Origin of the sequence: Paenibacillus thiaminolyticus, assembly GCF_003591545.1 — a bacterium.
GTDB lineage: Bacteria > Bacillota > Bacilli > Paenibacillales > Paenibacillaceae > Paenibacillus_B > Paenibacillus_B thiaminolyticus_A.
This window is the reverse complement of the sequence record NZ_QYZD01000022.1, coordinates 69,946-88,625: the sequence shown is the minus strand read 5'-3', so window position 1 is coordinate 88,625 and position 18,680 is coordinate 69,946. Positions and strand designations below refer to the sequence as shown.

The following is an 18,680-nucleotide window of genomic DNA, read 5'->3' as shown; positions in this document are numbered from 1 at the left end:
GTGCCCCTTTGGCAAGGCTGCGCGGCTAGGCACTTGGGGCGCCTAGGCTGTTGCCCCTCGCAAGGCTGCGCGGTTGGGCGCTGGGTGCTTATACTGCCTTGGCAACGCTAGTTTGGGAACAGCACCGTGAGCAACACGTCCAGGCCAGCCCTGTCCCGAGCCTTTCCGGTGGGCGTACAATGTCGGCGCAGCCTGCGATTCGCTGGCTCCAAACAACGAATCCCCCACCATCAAGGTGAGGGAACGGTGGCTGCTGCCTCATAGTTCCGGTTCCAAGATGATTCGGATGAATTGGAGGGTGATGGGAACTCCCTGCTCGGGGACCCCATCGATTTGCAGAAGTCCTTCCGTAACGGTATAAGAGGTGAGCGGCTGCAGCATACCGTTAATAAATAAATTAAAGTATGACACCGTTCCTGGGTTCAGTATGCTGCTGCTCTGGAATTGAGCGAGTCCATCCCCATTCGTGTATGCATTTCGAACCCATCCGCTATCGTAATGAACTGGAAGGTCTCCACCTGTAAAATTTGGGTAGCTGGCGGAGGCACCGGTTCCCCCGGAAACACCACCGGACAGTCCGGAGGAGGGGAAAGAGAACTGCACGGACTGACGGAAGGATCAAGGAAAGCGATCTTCAAGGCCGGATCCCATGGCTTTGCCTGAATTTGAATCAATTGATTTTCCAATTTGAGCATTCACCTCCAAGCAATGAATATCTTATTCCTATCCTATGATGCGAGGCTATTTTTGTAACCTGGCCGAGGGCACAAAAGAAGCCGATCCGAAAAGGCCCGCTTTTCGGATCGGCAAGCTTCTGCTTTTACATACTCTGAAAGGGGCTGCTAGTTGTTACGTGACGACAAATTCGACAACGACCGGAGTGGCAGGATCAAGAGCATCGCCCCCCGGAATCGTTATCGTTGTTGTTGAAACGGTTGACACATCCGCCGTCTGCACGACACCGTTGATATGAAGGAGATAGTACGCAAATAAACCAGGAAATGCCGTTGCGGCCGCGCCGGCGTCATTCGTAAAGGTTGTAGCGGCAATCGCAAACGTAGCGCCTGTACCTGTACCGGCACCTATTGTGGATAAGAATTTCCGGCTTGCTACAAATGGCTGAGTAATTGGCATTGCTTTCACCTCCTTAATCTAGGGATGCTATATTAAATGCAGGTTGGACAAGGATTGAACTATACAGCTGACATGAGAAAAGCATACTTTTTCAGAAAATTCCGAAAGCATATGGATAAAGTGTTTTCAACTAGAAGAGAATATGTGCTCTGGACCCTTTTAAGCAAAAAACGTGCCTGCTTAACCTCAACAGCCATGTTGAGTCAAAACGGACACGTATCAAACACTTGATTTAGTTATGAAATTACCCGATGCTGCCTTCCATAATCAGGTTTCTTCCATCTTCCCTTTATGTTGGCCATGCTGCTGCACAGGCGCGGGTCTTTCGGCCCTTTGACCGCCGGCTCTGTACGCTGTAATTCCTCTCGCCAGTCCTTCATTCCGCCCCCTCGAACAGATATTCGAGATCAATGTTTGCGAATGCACGTTCGTAAGGTAACAAAAAAGGCCCCTTTAGCGCAATGCCTCGGAGCTCCCTTTCACGTGGCGAAACTTTCATGCTAGTATCCCCTCAGCTTTAGTCCAATCATTTAAAGTAATTTCTCATATTGTAATACAGAAAGGGGGTGGCTTGAATGAGACATCATCGGAGAAGAAAAATCACTGTTGTCCTTCACCGTGGTCAAAGAGTATTGGTCGTGTGCAGACGGAGAAGACACCATTTCTAATTACTCATTTTTGTGGAGCACCGTAGACCACGTTCCACCCCGTGTATACCCGAAGAAAGCCTCGGAATAATCCGGGGCTTTTGCTGTGTATGTTTATTTGCAGCACAAAAAAGAGCCCCGCCAGCACAATTCAAGCAGAGCTCCTGTCACCGGTGCCTCCGGATTTGTATACATTATACCAAATAAAGAGCCCTGCTGAAGAAGCAGGGCATGCGATGAAAGTGAACCATGAGCGCAGGATAGAACCATGTTAATCTTAGTAGATAAAGGCGCGAGAAACAATGACAAGCAAGATAAAAAGCACAAGGATTACACCAATAGAAGTAAAGCCCCCGCATCCACATGAGAAACCTCCAACTTCACCCATTCCAGCAACCTCCTTTCGCTAGGTTCATACTCATAGTATTGAGGTTGCTGTCGTTATGACTTGGCTATATCCCATACTGAAATAATTAGGCTTTGTGCGCTGAAAGGATAAGCTATTTCCCTGAAGTCTTCAATAGCCGGTCCCAACACCACGGCAACCTCTGCCCGAGTAAGCGGCTCATTCGGCGCGAATCCAGTGTTATGGCCGCCCATAATCCCCGCAGCGATGACGCGTTGGATTGACATTTTTGCCCAGTGACCCGTATAATCCGGCTGCAGTTCCGGTGTGGCACAACCTTGTCAATGGTCAAACCATGCCGTTTGCACAGCAGCGCGATCAGCTCAGCCGCCCGCTGCCACGCCTCGGTTCGTCCACGCCCTGGTACATGCAGACCTTAAAGCCAATTGACGACGCATTTCCGGGCCCGCCGAGGACATGGATAAGATTAAATATTTTAACGTCTAGATAAATTCCTCGCGGCATGTGTACCCATCACAAAAACAAAATACGGGCATATGAGAATGCTGGATTGACAACCGTAAGGTATCTACATGTGCCCAAGAAAATAGAAAAAGACGCACTTGACCTGTATGCCCGGTATCTTGCGAGACAAATACGTGGGCAAAGCAGGGGCAAGTGCGCCCCAATTACTTGAAAAAACCGCGTAGGATAAAGGTTACCCGATGCTGCCTTCCATCTCCAACTTAATGAGACGGTTCATCTCAACCGCATATTCCATTGGCAATTCCTTCGTGAACGGCTCGATGAAGCCCATGACGATCATTTGGGTCGCTTCGTCTTCCGTCAATCCGCGGCTCATCAGATAGAACAGTTGATCCTCCGACACCTTGGATACGGTCGCCTCATGCTCCAATTGAATATTGTCATTCATGACTTCGTTATACGGAATCGTATCGGACGTGGATTGATTATCCATGATGAGCGTATCGCATTTGACATTGGCCTTGGAGCCTTCGGAATTCCGGCCGAAGGACGCGATGCCGCGATACGTTACTTTGCCGCCGTGCTTCGAGATCGACTTGGATACGATCGTCGATGTCGTGTCCGGCGCCAGATGCAGCATTTTCGCGCCTGCATCCTGGTGCTGGCCTTTGCCCGCTACCGCGATGGACAGGACCGAGCCTTTGGCTCCGCGTCCCTTCAAAATAACGGCGGGGTATTTCATCGTCAGCTTCGATCCGATGTTGCCATCCACCCATTCCATGTTCGCGTTCTCTTCGCAGACCGCACGCTTCGTAACCAGGTTGTAAATATTCGGTGCCCAGTTCTGAATCGTCGTATAGCGAACGCGGGCATTCTTCTTGACAATAATCTCGACGACTGCGCTATGCAGGGAATTCGTGCTGTAGATAGGAGCCGTGCAGCCTTCTACATAGTGCACGAAGCTGTCTTCGTCGGCGATAATGAGCGTGCGCTCGAATTGCCCCATGTTCTCGGAGTTGATGCGGAAATACGCCTGCAGCGGGATTTCGCATTTGACTCCCTTCGGTACATAGATGAAGCTGCCCCCGGACCATACGGCGCTGTTCAAGGCAGCGAACTTGTTGTCCGCCGGAGGAACGACCGTGCCGAAGTGCTCCTTGAAAATTTCCGGATGCTCGCGCAAGGCCGAGTCGGTATCCATGAAGATAACGCCTTGCTCTTCGAGATCCTTTTGCATGCTGTGGTAGACGACTTCGGACTCATACTGCGCGGATACGCCGGCCAGGAACTTCTGCTCCGCTTCCGGAATTCCCAGCTTGTCGAACGTCTCCTTAATCTCCGCTGGCACTTCCTCCCACGTCTTGCCTTGCTTCTCGGAAGGACGAACATAATATTGAATATCGTCGAAATCCAACTCATCCAGGTCGCCGCCCCAACGCGGAAGCGGCATCTTCTCAAATTGCTTCAGCGACTTCAAGCGGAAATCCAGCATCCATTCCGGTTCGTCTTTAATCTTCGAGATTTCCCGAACGATTTCCGGCGTCAATCCTTTGCCGGATTGGAAAATGGATTGGTGATTATCGCGAAAGCCATATTTATATTCCTCAAGTTCTGGCATTTCTTTCGCCATGGTGCATTACCTCCTCCGTACGTTATCCACGTACATTCTCGCCGTTATTTCGTCGGCTCTTCAATCCCTTTGCGCAGGGCGTTCCAGGCAAGCGTCGCACATTTGATCCGCGCCGGGAATTTGCATACGCCAGACAGTGCTTCAATATCTTCATACTCGTCGAATGTCACGTTCTCGCCTTTCACCATGGAGGAGAATCGTTCAGCCATCTCAATCGCTTCTTCCAACGTTCTGCCCTTGACCGCGTCGGTCATCATCGAGGCGCTCGACATACTGATCGAGCAGCCCTCACCGGTGAAGCGGGCATCGACGACTTTATTATCCTCTACCATGAGCTGCAAGGAAATGCGGTCGCCGCAGGTCGGATTGTTCAATTCGATCGTGACCGCATCGGAATCGAACGTACCGCGGTTGCGCGGCTTTTTGTAATGATCCATGATGACGCGCCGGTACAAATCATCCAATTGCATCGCTGAAATACTCCTTTGTTGCCCGCAAGGCTTCTGCCAGACGGTCGATGTCTTCTTCCGTGTTATACAGATAGAAGCTTGCTCGTGCCGTCGCGCTTGCCTGCAGCCAGCGCATCAGCGGCTGGCAGCAATGGTGGCCGGCGCGGATGGCGATTCCCTTCGCATCGAGAACGGTTGCCACATCATGCGGATGAACATCATCCAGATTGAAGGTGACGAGACCGATCCGGTTCTTCTTCGGGCCGTAAATCGTAATCCCTTCAATCGCGGAGAGCTGTTCGACCGCATATTCCGCCAGCTCATGCTCATGAGCGGCTATGGCGTCCATGCCGACCTCTTCGAGGAACGTAATCGCCGCGGCCAGGCCGACGGCTCCGGCAATGATTGGCGTACCGCCCTCGAAGCGCCACGGAATCTCTTTCCATGTCGACTCGTACAAGTCAACATGATCAATCATTTCGCCGCCGAACTCGACAGGCTCCATCTTGTTCAGCAGCTCTTTCTTGCCGTACAATGCTCCAATCCCTGTCGGACCGCACATTTTATGCCCGGACAGCGTGTAGAAATCGCAATCCAAGTCCTGAACGTCAATCCGCATATGCGGCGTGCTCTGCGCCCCGTCGACCACCATCACGGCTCCGTGGCGATGAGCGATAGCCGCGATGTCCTTCACGGGATTGATAACGCCCAACACGTTCGAGGCATACGTAACGGAGACGATTTTCGCACGATCCGTCACGGTCTGCTCCACGTCCGCCAGGTCAATCGTTCCATCCTTTTGCAGAGGAATATATTTCAACGTAGCGCCGGTTGCCTTCGCAACCTGCTGCCACGGAATGAGATTACTGTGGTGCTCCATCGGCGTCAGGACGATCTCGTCGCCTTCCTTGCACACAGAGCGGGCATACGAAGAGGCAACCAGATTCAAGGCCGTCGTCGTACCGCGGGTGAACACAATCTCTTCCGGGTGCCGGGCATGAATGAACCGGGCTACTGTCTCGCGCGCTCCTTCATAAGCGTCCGTTGCCCGGGAACCGAGCGTATGCACGCCGCGGTGGACGTTCGCATTGTCCCGTTCGTAATAGTCCTGAATAGCACGGATAACCGCTGCCGGCTTCTGCGACGTAGCCGCATTGTCCAAATAGACGAGAGGGTGACCGTTAATCTCCTGATTCAGTATCGGAAACTGCTTACGAAGCTCGCGCCCTATCATTGTCCTAACTTCCTTTCGATGTAGCGGCGCAGCAGATCCTGCAGATGCTCGTTCGGCAGTTCGGCCACGACTGGAGCCAGGAACCCGCGAATAATCAGGTTCTCCGCTTCCTCCTTGGATACGCCGCGGGACATCAAGTAATAGACTTGCTCCGGATTCACTTGCCCGGCGGACGCGGCATGTCCTGCCTTGACGTCATCCTCATCGATGAGGAGAATCGGGTTAGCGTCCCCGCGGGCTGTCGGGCTCAGCATGAGCACGCGTTCGGTCTGTTGTCCGTTCGATTTGGAAGCGCCCTTCTCAATCTTCGTAATTCCGTTGATGATGGAAGAGGCGGATTCGCGCATTACGGCGCGGGTGATCATATCGCTCTCGGAACCGAGGCCGATATGGACGGCCTTCGTCGTAATGTTTAGCTTCTGCTCCCCGTTCCCGACACAGATCACCTTCGCGTCCGAGGTGGAGCCGCTGCCGTTCAGAATCGAGCATGTATCGGAAGTTCCATTGCCGTTGTTCATCTCGCCGACGACCCATTCGATGCGGCCGTCATTCTCTACGATGGCGCGGCGGAACGAAATATCGGTCGTCGCTTCGCCAAGATGGTGAATCGAAGCGTAGGTCACCTTCGCTCCCGGCTTGACGAACACTTCAACTACGCCGTTATGCATGACAGGCTCGCTTAACGGGCCGGACACGTAATTATCAACATAGTTCACCCGGCTGTTCACGTCCGCCACAATCAAGACATGCGGGGCGAACGTAGCCTTGGAATCATCGGTATAGAACAAAGCTTGCAACGGTACGTCCACTTCTACATTTCGGGGTACGTACAGGAATACGCCTCCGTTCCACAGTGCCGCATGCAGCGCCGCAATCCGGTGCTCGTCAGCCTTAACGGCTTGCATCAGATGCGGCTTCACGAGCTCTTCATGCTCGCGGGCCGCCGTATGCAGATCCGTGAAGATGACGCCTTTGGCAGCCAACTCGGCGTTCAGCTTGTTATACACGACCGCGGAATTATGCTGCACCAGCACATTTTCCGGATCCGCTTCTTCGCCGAATACGGCGCGTGCCCCTTCCGGGAGGGCTGCGAAGCTGTCAGCCGCTGCACCCTCGGCATACTGGCCGTATGCGTCCAGATTCCAGCGGTCGATTTTCGTTTTTTCAAATATCGGGTTATCCAGTGTTGCCGCCTTATCTAAGGCCTGCAGCCGGAACTCGGTCAACCATGCCGGTTCAGTATTGCGGGCGGAAAGGTTGGCTACCGCATCCCGGTTCACTGGTAAAGTTATTTGCGTGCTCATCGGTTCCATCGCTCCTCCTGTCAATCGAATTGCTGATGTCGTTAGGCGTCTTGTCCAACCGTCTCATCGGCGATGCCAAGCTCTTCCTTAATCCAGTCGTAGCCTTCTGCTTCAAGCCGCTCTGCCAGCTCGGGTCCGCCCGATTTGACAATGCGGCCTTGCATCATGACGTGAACGAAGTCAGGCTTGACGTAGTTCAGTAACCGTTGATAGTGAGTAATAATCAAGAAGCCGCGCTCTTCGCTGCGCATAGCATTCACGCCGTTCGCCACGATTTTCAACGCGTCGATATCCAGACCGGAGTCGATCTCGTCTAGGACGACGATTTTCGGATCGAGCATCATCATTTGAAGAATCTCGTTGCGCTTCTTCTCCCCGCCGGAGAAGCCTTCATTCAAATAACGATGAGCGAACTCCTCACTCATCTCCAATTCCTTCATCTTCGATTCCATCTGGCGGATGAACTTGATGAGGGAGATCTCGTTGCCTTCCCCGCGGCGCGCGTTGATGGCGCTGCGCAGGAAATCGGAATTCGTAACACCGGCAATCTCGCTCGGATATTGCATCGCAAGGAACAGCCCCGCACGTGCGCGCTCATCGACATCCATTTCAAGCACTTCTGCGCCGTCAAGTGTCGCGCTGCCTTCGGTTACTTCATATTTAGGGTGGCCCATCAGTGCGGATGCCAACGTACTCTTCCCTGTTCCGTTCGGTCCCATGATGGCGTGCACTTCCCCGCCCTTCATCGAGAGGCTGATGCCTTTCAGGATCTCTTTACCTTCAATGGTCGCTTTCAAACCATTAATGACGAATTCTGTTGCCATGTGTCGTAACCTCCAGATTGATGGATTTGTTAAAAAGATGTATACTTTAAATTAAAGATTAATCTTTCTCTAGAGCCTTTCTTACATAGAAATCATTATAAAGTGATTATCAATGATTCTCAACATAATATTAGTACATTGGAATATATAAATCAACCTTGTGAAAGACAAGCTGACGCCATCCTGCACACGAAGGAGCAGACATAGCGAACCTCTTTTCTCTTCCGTTCATCCCAATCTTGCATCCTTCTCCGTCCCCCCGGCTCCATCCGCCATCCAGAATTGTTTACCTAGGAAACAAAACCATTATAGCATTATTTGACAATGATAATCAATATCATTAACGACATGATCTTGCATGAGTGTAAATAAGCATGAAGAAGCATCCCTCACCATATGGCAAAGGATGCTTTACTTTCAAGCTATTCTTATCTTAAGGAGACAGCTGTCCCGGAAGCCCCTTCCGGTTTACGCCATCTGATGGACCGCTTTAGAGACATTTCCAAGATAGGAGCTCAGCATCCAGATATGCTTCTCCAGATCACCCTGCATGCCGATCAGCATATCATTGGTCACATTGTCTCCGATGCTGTCGGCTTCCTTCAACGCTTCTCCGAATTCGGTAATCAATTGATTGAAATCAGCAATCAATTGCTTGACCATCTCTTCGGCTGTCTCGTTGCCGCTCGCTTCCGGAATCGTCGCGTTCGCCGCATACTCCTTCAGCGTCGCGTAAGGCTTGCCGCCGATCGTAAGCAATCTTTCCGCAACTTCATCCATTTTCTCCGTAATCTCATTATAGAATTCTTCGAACTTCTCATGAAGCGTGAAGAACATATCGCCCTTTACAAACCAATGGTAGTTGTGAAGCTTTACATACATCAGATTCAAGTTGGCTACTTGCTGGTTTAACATTTGCTGCAATTTTTGATTCGTCATAAGTAAAACGCCTCCTAATGTTTTCAACTTATTCCTTGTTGATAATTATTCTAATATAATAACTAGTTAATTTCAACCCCTTGACGGAAATTTTACAACATCTTTTTAACCCGTCCCGGAGCTTCGCATCCCCTATCTTATAACTACCCTGGGCCAGCGCTTTTGAACCTCCTCGGCCCTGCCTTGCCCATCCTCCAAATTTAAAGTTTCCATAGATAAAAAATCCGATATACTAAAGCGCAACAGTCTTGGAGTGCGTTTTTGCCCAACCGCATATATGGAAGATTGTTCATGTTCATTTTAGTACCGGGAGGTGCCTATCTACGATGACTTATCACACAGCTTACCGTCCTTTGGGCCTGGAGGATGCCGTGGCCTTGGCTCAAGGGATCGAAGGGCTGTTCCCGCTCGATTTGCCTCTTCATTGCGAGGAAATCGGCGATGGCAATTTGAACTAGGTGTTTCGGGTATCTGGCGTTGCGGAGGGAACGGATGATGCGACTCCCCCCCGACGTATTATTATCAAGCAGGCGCTCCCGTATGCAAAAGTCGTGGGAGAAGCATGGCTGCTTACTTTGGATCGGGCCCGCATCGAAAGCGAAGCCCTGCAGACTCAAGGAAGGCTCGTCCCTCATCTCGTTCCGAAGGGCTATGCGTACGATCCGGAGCTGCGCTCACCGTGATGGAAGATCTGAGCGATCATACGATTATGCGCCACGGGCTGATGCAATCTGCTTCGTATCCGCTGTTCGCTGAACATATTGCGGAATTCATGGCGCATACGTTGTTCTTCACCTCGGACCTGGGCTGCAATCAGCAGGAGAAAAAGCGAATCGCAGCTACGTTCAACAACCCCGAGCTGTGCAAAATAACCAAGCTGATCCTTATACCGATTCACCGAACAATAATTGCAAAGAAGCGCTGCGCGGGGATCACCGCAAGCTTCAGGAGGATCAGGCCCTTCATCTCGAAGTGATGCTGCTGCGGGAAAAGTTCCTGACACAGGCACAGGCTCTGGTGCATGGCGATCTTCATACAGGCAGCATCTTCGATCTGCTGCTCAATGCGGCCGGGCATGAATATTGGAGTACGGATGAAGGCGCCCGGAAGCAGCACCGGGCCTATTTGCTGGGAACGGCTGAGGCGGTCTGGACCGGGTTCGAGTCTGGACCGGGTTCGAGGCCCGCTTCCGCTCGATGTGGAACGAGCACGGCATCGTTCGGCTCTCATTTACCCCTGGATATCAGGATCTTTATATGGAACGAATTTTGCAGGATGCGGTCGGTTATGCCGGCTGCAAAATCACGTATGCCCATGACCGTTCCTAATTAGATAACTCTGAAGACGGTTGTCCGTTCTATTCTTGCATATGTTGATGACTATGCGCGAAGGCGAAAAGCCGCTTGCTTTTCGCCTTCGGTATGTGCGTCTCCGACGGGAAGCTGCCGCTTCGGCCTACACCATCCGCGCGAGCGCTTCTCTCCCCGTCATGCCGCTATGAATGCCCCGGTTCTCCGCCTCGACGGTCACCGATTCGAGCGGCGCTTCCAGCAACTGTTCCAGCGTGCGGACTCCGACGGCCCGCCCCGCAACAATACGGCGATCCTTCAGCTTCTCATTCAACAGTCCAACATCGAGCGCCCCGCACATAATATATCCTTCCTCTGTCGTAATCGCGAGCAGCGTCGTCTTCGGAAGCTTCACTTCAATGCCTAGAACGGTCATGCCTTCTATAGCCATTGGTACCATGCGCATCATTCTGCATACCCCTTCCGCCCAAGATGATATCATCCTATGCATCCCCCTGCAGAAGGTCTCCATAGGAAAATGAAAATCTTTTTCCGATAATAGGACTTATGGACTATGCTATGATTTTTGTCCCGTATTATAATGGGTTCATCTAGGCTAATTGTCCAGGTTGGAGGAATCAACATGCTGTATCCCATAACATCAACATCTAACGTGTACAAATTTAATGTGGACATCCTGGTCAAAGGCGAATCCAATGCGGCAACGTTGGAGAAGCTGCTACACCTGCTTCATGCTTCACCTGACGTGCTCGATCTCCGGATCCAATCCGGTGTGGAAATGGGATCCTTGTTGAATCTGATGGAAGCCATGCAGCAGAACAACATGGATGCGACTCCATTTGGCAAGCCAACCGCGACTCGAGGAAGGAACCAGAGCCCTGCCTTGTCGGATACCGCGGGGGAGAAGAAGGCCGGAACGGCGGCTGTTCACCGGATTGTCCCAGAATCCCATCCGACGCCGGACCCGGAGTCCAAAAAGACGAAGACCGAGTCTACGGAAAAAGAGCTTCACATCGCGGTAAGCGCCGACTCTGCCGACTCTCCGGAGAAGAACGGACAAGCTCCTTCCGCCACACGAATGAGATTGGTTTTGACAGAGCTTCAGATCAAGCGCTACATTGAGCAAAATTCCCTCGTCCGGCTTACCGTCAACAAAGGGAAAGGAAAAATGTTGAGCATTCCTTGCCGGATTTTGAATTATGACCCCGTCAATCAGCTGCTGAATGTGTACCATGTCGATGAAAAGAATGTCTACGCCTACCAACTGTTCGAAATCGAATCGATGGATGCCCATAATTAATGCAGTACAAGAACAGCCGCCACGCAAGTCCCAACGACTTCGCATGGCGGCTGTTGTACCGCAAGCCTATAGTAAGCATGTCTCGCATTGTTCTCGGAACAACTGCTCGAACCGCTGGCAGGACAGCGGCGGGCTGAAGTAGAACCCCTGGATTTCATCGCAGTTATGCTTCTGCAGGAAGAGAAGCTGCTCCTCCGTCTCTACCCCTTCGGCAATGACCTGCATATTCATATTGTGCCCCAGGGCAATAATCGCCGACACAATCGCGGCATCATTCGGATCCTGCTGCAGATCGCGGACGAATGATCGGTCGATCTTCAGCCGGTGTATCGGGAAATTTTTGAGATAATGGAGCGAGCTGTAGCCAGTGCCGAAATCGTCAATGCTAATAGCTACCCCCATATCCTTCAATTGCTGCAGCACGGGAGATGCCCTGGGCACGTCCATTGTCATGCTCTCCGTAATCTCCAGATCGAGGTAGGCCGGATTCAATCCGGTCTTGGCCAATACCTCCTGCACCGTCTCCGACAAGTTGTCCATTTCGAACTGGCGTACGGACAGGTTGACCGATACCGGTATCGGCGGATAGCCCTTCTGCTGCCACTCTTTATTTTGCCGGCAGGCTTCTTCGAGCACCCATGTGCCAAGGGCGACAATGAAGCCGTTCTCCTCCGCGATAGGAATAAATTCCCCCGGCGAGATCAATCCGCGTACGGGATGATTCCAGCGGACCAACGCTTCCATGCCGACGATGCGCTCCGTATTCATATCGTATTGCGGCTGATAATACAGCTCGAATTCCTCTTTCTTCAGCCCCCGCCGCATGTCATTTTCCAGAGTCAGCCGTTCCAGCGGCCGATCATTCATCTCCGGAACATAGAACAGGAAGCCGTTCTTCCCCTGCTCCTTGACGCGCGACAGTGCCAGATCCGCATGCTTCATCGCCTGAGCCCCGTCCATCGCTCCCGGGTTCTCAACCATCGCAATGCCGATGCTCATCGTCACATGAACCGGGACATCGTTCAAGTAGAACGGCTCTTCCAGGACGGACAGCCATTGAACGATCCGCTTATGCACCTCGGCCTCCGATTCCACGAACGTGAAAAAGCAGGCGAATTCGTCGCCTTCCATGCGGGCGACCACGTCATTGTCTGTCATCGTCCGCAGCAGGCGCTCGGCAATCTGCATCAGCAGCATATCGCCGAAATCCGTGCCGAACGTATCATTAATCCGCTTAAACCGATCCAGGTCCATGTACAGGACGGCGATCGAGAAGCGCTCATTGACGGCCATCCTGATGGCTTCCTCCAACCGCTGCATGAACATGCGCCGGTTCGGCAGCCCGGTCATATCATCATAATAGGACATGTACCGGATCCGTTCAGCCATATGTCGATCCGGAGTCGGATCCTGCAGAGAGACCGAATAGATCGACTGGGCCGCTTGGGGGCAGATCCCATCGGCCAGACGGACAACCCGGGCAATCCAATCCTGACGGAAGCCCTCCTTATGGAACCCGGCAAGCGCCAGTTCTTTCTCGTCGCCCGGTCCAAGATCCGTCAATGAATCCAATAATTTCCGTTTAGAACACTCATCCATCACCTTGGACAGTGCCGGCATCTCTTCTTCGTATCCCGTTACAGCGCGGAACGAATGATTCACTCCCTTAACCGCCCCATCCCTCTCTATAAAAAAAATCGGAACAGGCACATGATTAACCAAATATGCCCACTCCGAACCGGCCGGTGCTCTGTTGTCATGTATACAGCGAGTCTGGCGGCTTGTCTTCCGCCCAAGCAGCTTCGCGCGCCATTCGGATAGGGCAATGTACGCCACGGCGGCTCCCCATAGGAGCCCGATACCGATTCGGAGAACGCCCTCCGACAGAAAAAAAACGACCACGCCTCCGATGCACGTGATGGCCGCCAATAACGATGTAACGACGAACAGCGACGTTCTTCGCGGTTCCACCCTCGGTTCTTCTATCTGATTATTCACCTTGTACTCTTCCTTCCGGCCCCTAGTCTCAACACGTCCGCTTGATGCTATCTTCGCGCTGCCAAGGCTAGCAGAAGCCAGCCGATCAGGAAGGCGACGCCTCCAATCGGCGTAATCGCACCCAGCATGGAGAATCCGGTGAAGCATAGCAAATATAAGCTTCCCGAGAAGATGATTATGCCCGTGAACAGGAGGCGGGCCGACCACTGCACCTTCTTCTGGTCCGCCAGCTTATCCGCCAGGATTGCAATCAGAATCAATCCTAGCGCATGTGCCATATGATATTGAACTGCCGTCTCATAGGTCGCCATCCGCTCCGGTGTCAGTCTTGCCTGCATAATATGCGCACCAAACGCCCCCAGCGCAACGGACAATAGCATATTCAGGCTTCCTATCATTGCGTAGCGTCGCAGCATGTTGCCACTCCTTTTATGGATCATTTGGTGATCTATACTATTTTACGATTCTATCTTATCTGAATCCGCCGCCTTTTTCCACAATGAAATCGAAGGATGCCCGTATGAAGTGGTGAATATATGCTAACCATCGACAAGGCTTGGTACGCGGACCGCATACCTTGGGATTGTCGAAATGAAAAAAATTATTGGAGTCAGCCGCTCTTTTTTTCAGAAAAAAAGGGATACTCACAGGAAAATTCGGCTCCACGGAGAAGTTATAGAAAGCGTTATCATATAAATCAAGAGAAAGATACTCTTCCATGTAAAGGTGGCATGAAAAATGGCGAATCACGTGCTGGACACCCGCATCATCAGTTCCTTAGTCAAAGTTTTTGCCGACGAGCCGCTGCAGGCTCCCGACTTCCGGACCGCAACCGTCCTGCAGGGGGAAGCCCTGCACTTCCAGCTTGCCTACCGTGGAGAAGAGCTATGGAAGGAAGCGGCCGTATCGGTGCGCGGCGGCGTGGCTGAGGCGATTACGGTTCACAAGGTTGATCTGGTTCCGTCCGAGCTGCCCATCTATGCGCACCATGACGGCAATCTGCTCCGCTCCGCCCCCGGCCTCTATCCTGATCTGCTGACACTCGTAGACCCCCGGGAGGGCATCGTCATCTGTCCCGGACAATGGAGGGCACTCTGGATTACGGCTGAAGTCGATGAACGGTGGGACGAGGGCCAGCATCCGATCACGGTGTGTCTGACCAGCAGCGGCGGCGAACTGCTCGCCGAGGAGAAGTTCACGCTCGTCGTCCTCCCCGCCGCTCTGCCCAAGCAGCAGCTCATGCATACCGAATGGTTCCATAGCGACGGCATCGCGACCTACTACGGCGTGGACGTATTCAGCGAAGCGCATTGGGAACTGATTCGGAGGTTCATCCGCACGGCGGTCTGGCATGGCATCAATATGATCTTGACGCCGCTGTTCACGCCACCGCTGGATACCGAGGTCGGCGGGGAGCGGCCGACCGTCCAGCTCGTTGATGTGACCAAGACAGGCGATCGCTATGCCTTCGGCTTCACGCGCCTGGAACGCTGGGTGAAGCTGTGCCTGGAGGAGGGCGTTGAATATTTCGAGATGTCCCATCTGTTCACCCAGTGGGGCGCGAAGCATGCGCCGAAGATTGTCGCGGCCGCTGACGGCGAGCCGCAGCGCATCTTCGGATGGGAGACGGATGCGTCAGGTCCGGAATACCGCGCGTTCCTGCGCCAGTTCCTGCCCGAGCTGATTGCCTGGCTGAAGGCGAACGGAATCGCGGACCGGGCTCATTTCCATATCTCGGACGAACCGCGCGTCGAGCAGATGGACTCTTACCGCAATGCAGTGGAGTCCGTGTCCGATCTGCTGGCGGGGTTCCCGGTGATGGACGCGTTGTCCGATTATGATTTCTATCAGAGCGGGCTCGTCCAGGTGCCCGTTCCGGCCAACAATCATATCGAGCCTTTCATCGAGAACGGCGTGAAGCCGCTCTGGACCTACTACTGCTGCTCCCAGTACCGGGAGGTGTCCAACCGCTTCTTCTCGATGCCTTCGGCGCGCAACCGCATTCTCGGCTGGCAGCTGTACAAATTCCAGGCCGACGGCTTCCTCCATTGGGGCTATAATTTCTATTACTCGCAATATTCGCGGAAGCCGATCGATCCGTTCCGCACGACAGATGCGTCGTACGCCTTCCCGTCAGGCGACGCCTTCCTCGTCTACCCAGGCGAAGAGGGGCCGCTCGAATCGATCAGGCTCGATGTGCTGCGGGAGGCGCTGCAGGATCTGCGCGCGCTGCAGCTGCTTGAATCCTATATCGGGCGGGAGGCCGTCGTCGCGCTCATCGAGGAAGATGTGGATGAGCCGCTCACCTTCCGCACCTATCCGCACAGCGCCGAATGGTTGCTGAACAAGCGGATGGCTGTGAATGAACGGATTCGGGAAGCAGCCTGCGGCAAGGTGTCCGCTCCGTCATAACGGCACGTCCGGGCCGCAACGAAGGCATGGCCAGCCTACGGTCAAGGCCTCACCGTTTGCCGCGGAGGCGTAGTCCCATTTGCGTTGGAGGCATGGTCCCATCTCCGTTGGAGGCATAGGACCGTCAGCGGCGAAGGCCTGACCGGTTCTACGGCGAGCAAAGGATGCTCGGGTAGGGCCGGTTTCTTTTTGCAATTGCAACGATTGCGGAAATAAGATATTATATACGAAACTATAAGGTAACTTATATGATACTTGTGAAACATTACCGTATTGGAGGTGCAAGTGATGGCGGCTTCCGCACCAGGATTGAGCAGCGGGCTTCGCATTATGGAAGCGATCGTCGAATCCGAATCCGGCATCGGATTCAATCAATTGAAGACAGCGGCCGAATTGAGCGCGGCCAGCCTGAATCGGTATTTGCAAGTGCTGCTGGAGCAGCAATATGTAGAGAAGGACGCGAATCAGCAATATGTGGCCGGACCCATGTTGTTCGCCTTGATGCAGCGGGCCGAGCATCATCACGGGCTCCGCGGCACGAGCGGACCGGTGCTGGACCGTATCTCCCGGGAAGCGGGATGCACCGCGCTCTGGATTGATTATCGGCACGGCCGCATGAGCTGCCGGGACAAGCGGGTTCATCCGGAAGGGATCGCGATGCAGCAGACGGGCGAGATCCGGACCGATTACCCGCTTCACCCGTGGGGCTTCCTGCTGCTGGCACATGCCGATGAGGCGACGCGGCGCTTATATCTCGAGCACGCGGATAACGGAGCCTTGGCGCGATATCGTCCGGATGCAGAGGCGCTGGATCGATATATTGCCAACGCTGCGGAACGCGGGCTGGCGGATGATCAAGGGGCCATCCTGCCCCATATTCGCCGCATCGCCGTTCCTGTCTATGACGGGGAGCGGCTCGCCGCCGCGATTGCGGTCGGAATGCCGGGCACTTCCTTCGATGCCCCGTTCATTCATCGCATCTATGAGCTGCTTCAGGACGAGGCCGCGCAGGTTATGAAGCTGCTGCAGCCCCCGATTCAGGAAGGGAGAGGGGAAGCATGAGTAAGAATGTGAACGCGAGCATGAACCACAGCAAGAATATGATGGATGCCAACAAAAGCACGCATCCGAATGTCATCTACATTTTGGCCGACGATTTGGGATACGGCGACATTTCCTGTCTGAACCCCGATTCCCGAATCGCGACGCCGCATCTGGATCGGCTCGGGCAGGAGGGCCTCATCTACACCGATGCGCATTCCTCCTCCGCCGTCTGCACTCCTTCGCGCTACAGCATCCTGACCGGACGGTATAATTGGCGCTCGGAATTGAAGGAGGGCGTCCTGTGGGGGTATTCGCCCAGTATCCTCGAAGGGGGCCGGATGACGGTCGCATCCTTGTTCAAGCAAGCCGGCTACCGTACGGCATGCTACGGGAAATGGCATCTCGGGCTCGACTGGTGCCGGACCGGCACCGCGGCCGAAGATGTTGATTTCAGCAAGCCGATTCGGCGCGGTCCGGTCGATGCCGGGTTCGACGAATTCTACGGCATCAGCGCCTCGCTCGATATGCCGCCCTACGTCTATATCGAGAATGACGCCGTGGTACAGCTTCCGGATCGGTTGACCCACAACGATGACAAGAAGGGATTTTGGCGGGAAGGCCCGGCGGCGCCCGATTTCCGCCATGAGGAGGTGTTGCCCCGGCTGACCAGCAAAGTGCTGGAGCGGATTGAGCAGTTCAGCTCTGCGGCGGACGGCAGCCCGTTCTTCATCTACTACCCGCTGCCCGCCCCGCATACGCCGATTGTACCGGCCCCGGAATTCATCGGGCGCTCGGGAACCAATCTATACGGCGACTTCGTCCTCATGGTCGACGATGCCATGGGCGCGATTATGGTAAAGCTGGAGGAATGCGGGATCGCGGACAATACCGTTGTCCTGTTCACGAGCGACAACGGCTGCTCCCCAAGCGCGGATTATGAGGAGCTGGCCCGATATGGCCATAATCCAAGCTACGTCTTCCGCGGCCACAAGGCCGATATCTATGAAGGCGGGCACCGCGTGCCGCTGCTCGTCCGCTGGCCGGCGCGCATTGCGGCGGGCACCGTCTCCGACGAGCCGGTCTGCCTCGTCGACTTCATGGCGACGGCCGCGGATGTGACGGGCCAGACGCTCCCTGACGATGCGGGCGAGGACAGCGTCAGCCATCTCCCCCTGTGGCTCGGTACGGACGGAACGGAGCCGCTTCGCGAAGCGATCGTACATCATTCGATCGACGGCTCCTTCTCGATTCGCAAGGGCGAATGGAAGCTGGAGCTGTGCCCTGGCTCCGGGGGGTGGAGCGCTCCAGCGCTTGGACAAGAGCCTCCCGGCTCCCCTTCGTTCCAGCTGTACCGGCTGAGCGATGATATCGGCGAGCGGCAATGTAATCGATCGCTTCCCTGACATCGTCCAGGAGCTGACGGCCCTCTTGACCCGCTATATCAAGGAAGGACGAAGCACGCCAGGCGCGCCTCAGTCCAATACAGGAATGCCGCGCTGGAGCCAGCTGCACTGGATGGAATAAGCGGGGCGTCGCTAGCGGCCGGCCCTGGCGCACATCCGCCGCAGGCAAATAATCATCGCCATCCTCCCTCATCAATCCCGGCCCTCCTGAATAAAGTGA

21 protein-coding genes are annotated in these 18,680 nt (G+C 54.0%); 8 read left to right on the top strand and 13 right to left on the bottom strand.

Going from position 1 to position 18,680, the window contains the following annotated elements; all coding sequences use genetic code 11:
• Nucleotides 1-258: 258 nt before the first annotated feature.
• The 10 genes from DQX05_RS20920 to DQX05_RS20875 all read right to left on the bottom strand — a co-directional run bounded on the left by DQX05_RS20920 (nucleotide 259) and on the right by DQX05_RS20875 (nucleotide 8,993).
• Nucleotides 259-603 (bottom strand): DUF4183 domain-containing protein, encoded by a 345-nt coding sequence (locus DQX05_RS20920; RefSeq protein ID WP_259392153.1) that lies wholly within the window; start codon nucleotides 601-603, stop codon nucleotides 259-261.
• Between the two features lie 246 nt (nucleotides 604-849).
• Nucleotides 850-1,134, bottom strand: coding sequence for a DUF4183 domain-containing protein (locus tag DQX05_RS20915; protein ID WP_119795412.1), 285 nt, complete (start codon nucleotides 1,132-1,134; stop codon nucleotides 850-852).
• Between the two features lie 924 nt (nucleotides 1,135-2,058).
• On the bottom strand, nucleotides 2,059-2,169 hold the full coding sequence (locus DQX05_RS20910; protein WP_087440079.1) for a dihydroorotate dehydrogenase: 111 nt from the start codon (nucleotides 2,167-2,169) through the stop codon (nucleotides 2,059-2,061).
• A 53-nt stretch (nucleotides 2,170-2,222) separates the two neighbouring features.
• Nucleotides 2,223-2,414: an S-layer homology domain-containing protein gene (locus tag DQX05_RS32425; RefSeq protein WP_259392152.1), complete on the bottom strand. Its 192-nt coding sequence runs from the start codon at nucleotides 2,412-2,414 to the stop codon at nucleotides 2,223-2,225.
• A 431-nt stretch (nucleotides 2,415-2,845) separates the two neighbouring features.
• Complete coding sequence (gene sufB, locus DQX05_RS20900; protein WP_111154113.1) at nucleotides 2,846-4,243, bottom strand: Fe-S cluster assembly protein SufB; 1,398 nt, start codon at nucleotides 4,241-4,243, stop codon at nucleotides 2,846-2,848.
• A gap of 44 nt (nucleotides 4,244-4,287) precedes the next feature.
• Nucleotides 4,288-4,713 carry a Fe-S cluster assembly sulfur transfer protein SufU gene (gene sufU, locus DQX05_RS20895; RefSeq protein ID WP_006674980.1) on the bottom strand — a complete coding sequence of 142 codons (426 nt, stop codon included), beginning with the start codon at nucleotides 4,711-4,713 and terminating at the stop codon, nucleotides 4,288-4,290.
• Nucleotides 4,700-5,926 carry a cysteine desulfurase gene (locus DQX05_RS20890; protein WP_119795411.1) on the bottom strand — a complete coding sequence of 409 codons (1,227 nt, stop codon included), beginning with the start codon at nucleotides 5,924-5,926 and terminating at the stop codon, nucleotides 4,700-4,702. Before DQX05_RS20890 ends, sufU begins: the two co-directional genes overlap by 14 nt.
• Nucleotides 5,923-7,230, bottom strand: coding sequence for a Fe-S cluster assembly protein SufD (gene sufD / locus DQX05_RS20885; RefSeq protein WP_182914844.1), 1,308 nt, complete (start codon nucleotides 7,228-7,230; stop codon nucleotides 5,923-5,925). The genes DQX05_RS20890 and sufD overlap by 4 nt, the downstream gene beginning before the upstream one ends.
• Nucleotides 7,231-7,271: 41 nt before the next feature.
• Nucleotides 7,272-8,054 (bottom strand): Fe-S cluster assembly ATPase SufC, encoded by a 783-nt coding sequence (gene sufC, locus DQX05_RS20880; RefSeq protein ID WP_119795409.1) that lies wholly within the window; start codon nucleotides 8,052-8,054, stop codon nucleotides 7,272-7,274.
• 468 nt (nucleotides 8,055-8,522) lie between these two features.
• A complete protein-coding gene (locus DQX05_RS20875) occupies nucleotides 8,523-8,993 on the bottom strand; it encodes a Dps family protein (protein WP_119795408.1) in 471 nt (156 codons plus the stop codon).
• Nucleotides 8,994-9,319: 326 nt separating this feature from the next.
• Here DQX05_RS20875 and DQX05_RS32930 point away from each other — a divergent pair, with 326 nt between their 5' ends.
• The 3 genes from DQX05_RS32930 to DQX05_RS32920 all read left to right on the top strand — a co-directional run bounded on the left by DQX05_RS32930 (nucleotide 9,320) and on the right by DQX05_RS32920 (nucleotide 10,325).
• Entirely contained in the window at nucleotides 9,320-9,451 is a 132-nt protein-coding gene (locus DQX05_RS32930; protein WP_310735691.1) for a hypothetical protein, read from the top strand.
• Nucleotides 9,452-9,676: a hypothetical protein gene (locus DQX05_RS32925; RefSeq protein ID WP_182914843.1), complete on the top strand. Its 225-nt coding sequence runs from the start codon at nucleotides 9,452-9,454 to the stop codon at nucleotides 9,674-9,676.
• 178 nt (nucleotides 9,677-9,854) lie between these two features.
• On the top strand, nucleotides 9,855-10,325 hold the full coding sequence (locus DQX05_RS32920; protein WP_182914842.1) for a hypothetical protein: 471 nt from the start codon (nucleotides 9,855-9,857) through the stop codon (nucleotides 10,323-10,325).
• Nucleotides 10,326-10,448: 123 nt separating this feature from the next.
• Here DQX05_RS32920 and DQX05_RS20865 read toward each other — a convergent pair whose 3' ends face one another.
• Nucleotides 10,449-10,751, bottom strand: coding sequence for a YunC family protein (locus DQX05_RS20865; RefSeq protein WP_087445211.1), 303 nt, complete (start codon nucleotides 10,749-10,751; stop codon nucleotides 10,449-10,451).
• A gap of 174 nt (nucleotides 10,752-10,925) precedes the next feature.
• On the opposite strand from DQX05_RS20865, the gene DQX05_RS20860 reads away from it, so the two are divergent.
• Nucleotides 10,926-11,603, top strand: a complete 678-nt coding sequence (locus DQX05_RS20860) for a hypothetical protein (protein ID WP_119795407.1) — start codon at nucleotides 10,926-10,928, stop codon at nucleotides 11,601-11,603.
• A 66-nt stretch (nucleotides 11,604-11,669) separates the two neighbouring features.
• Here the strand turns inward: DQX05_RS20860 and DQX05_RS20855 are convergent, their stop codons facing one another.
• The gene (locus tag DQX05_RS20855) at nucleotides 11,670-13,601 is read right to left on the bottom strand and encodes a putative bifunctional diguanylate cyclase/phosphodiesterase (RefSeq protein WP_119795406.1); all 1,932 of its coding nucleotides are present in this window, start codon (nucleotides 13,599-13,601) and stop codon (nucleotides 11,670-11,672) included.
• 47 nt (nucleotides 13,602-13,648) lie between these two features.
• Nucleotides 13,649-14,017, bottom strand: coding sequence for a DUF423 domain-containing protein (locus DQX05_RS20850; RefSeq protein WP_119795405.1), 369 nt, complete (start codon nucleotides 14,015-14,017; stop codon nucleotides 13,649-13,651).
• A gap of 322 nt (nucleotides 14,018-14,339) precedes the next feature.
• Between DQX05_RS20850 and DQX05_RS20845 the strand changes: the two genes are divergently transcribed.
• From DQX05_RS20845 to DQX05_RS32415, 4 genes are all read left to right on the top strand, one after another.
• Nucleotides 14,340-16,013 carry a DUF4091 domain-containing protein gene (locus DQX05_RS20845; protein WP_119795404.1) on the top strand — a complete coding sequence of 558 codons (1,674 nt, stop codon included), beginning with the start codon at nucleotides 14,340-14,342 and terminating at the stop codon, nucleotides 16,011-16,013.
• Nucleotides 16,014-16,301: 288 nt separating this feature from the next.
• Entirely contained in the window at nucleotides 16,302-17,075 is a 774-nt protein-coding gene (locus DQX05_RS20840) for an IclR family transcriptional regulator (protein WP_119795403.1), read from the top strand.
• Complete coding sequence (locus tag DQX05_RS20835) at nucleotides 17,072-18,460, top strand: sulfatase family protein (protein WP_259392151.1); 1,389 nt, start codon at nucleotides 17,072-17,074, stop codon at nucleotides 18,458-18,460. Before DQX05_RS20840 ends, DQX05_RS20835 begins: the two co-directional genes overlap by 4 nt.
• Nucleotides 18,420-18,581, top strand: a complete 162-nt coding sequence (locus DQX05_RS32415) for a hypothetical protein (protein WP_259392150.1) — start codon at nucleotides 18,420-18,422, stop codon at nucleotides 18,579-18,581. The genes DQX05_RS20835 and DQX05_RS32415 overlap by 41 nt, the downstream gene beginning before the upstream one ends.
• Nucleotides 18,582-18,680: the final 99 nt, after the last annotated feature.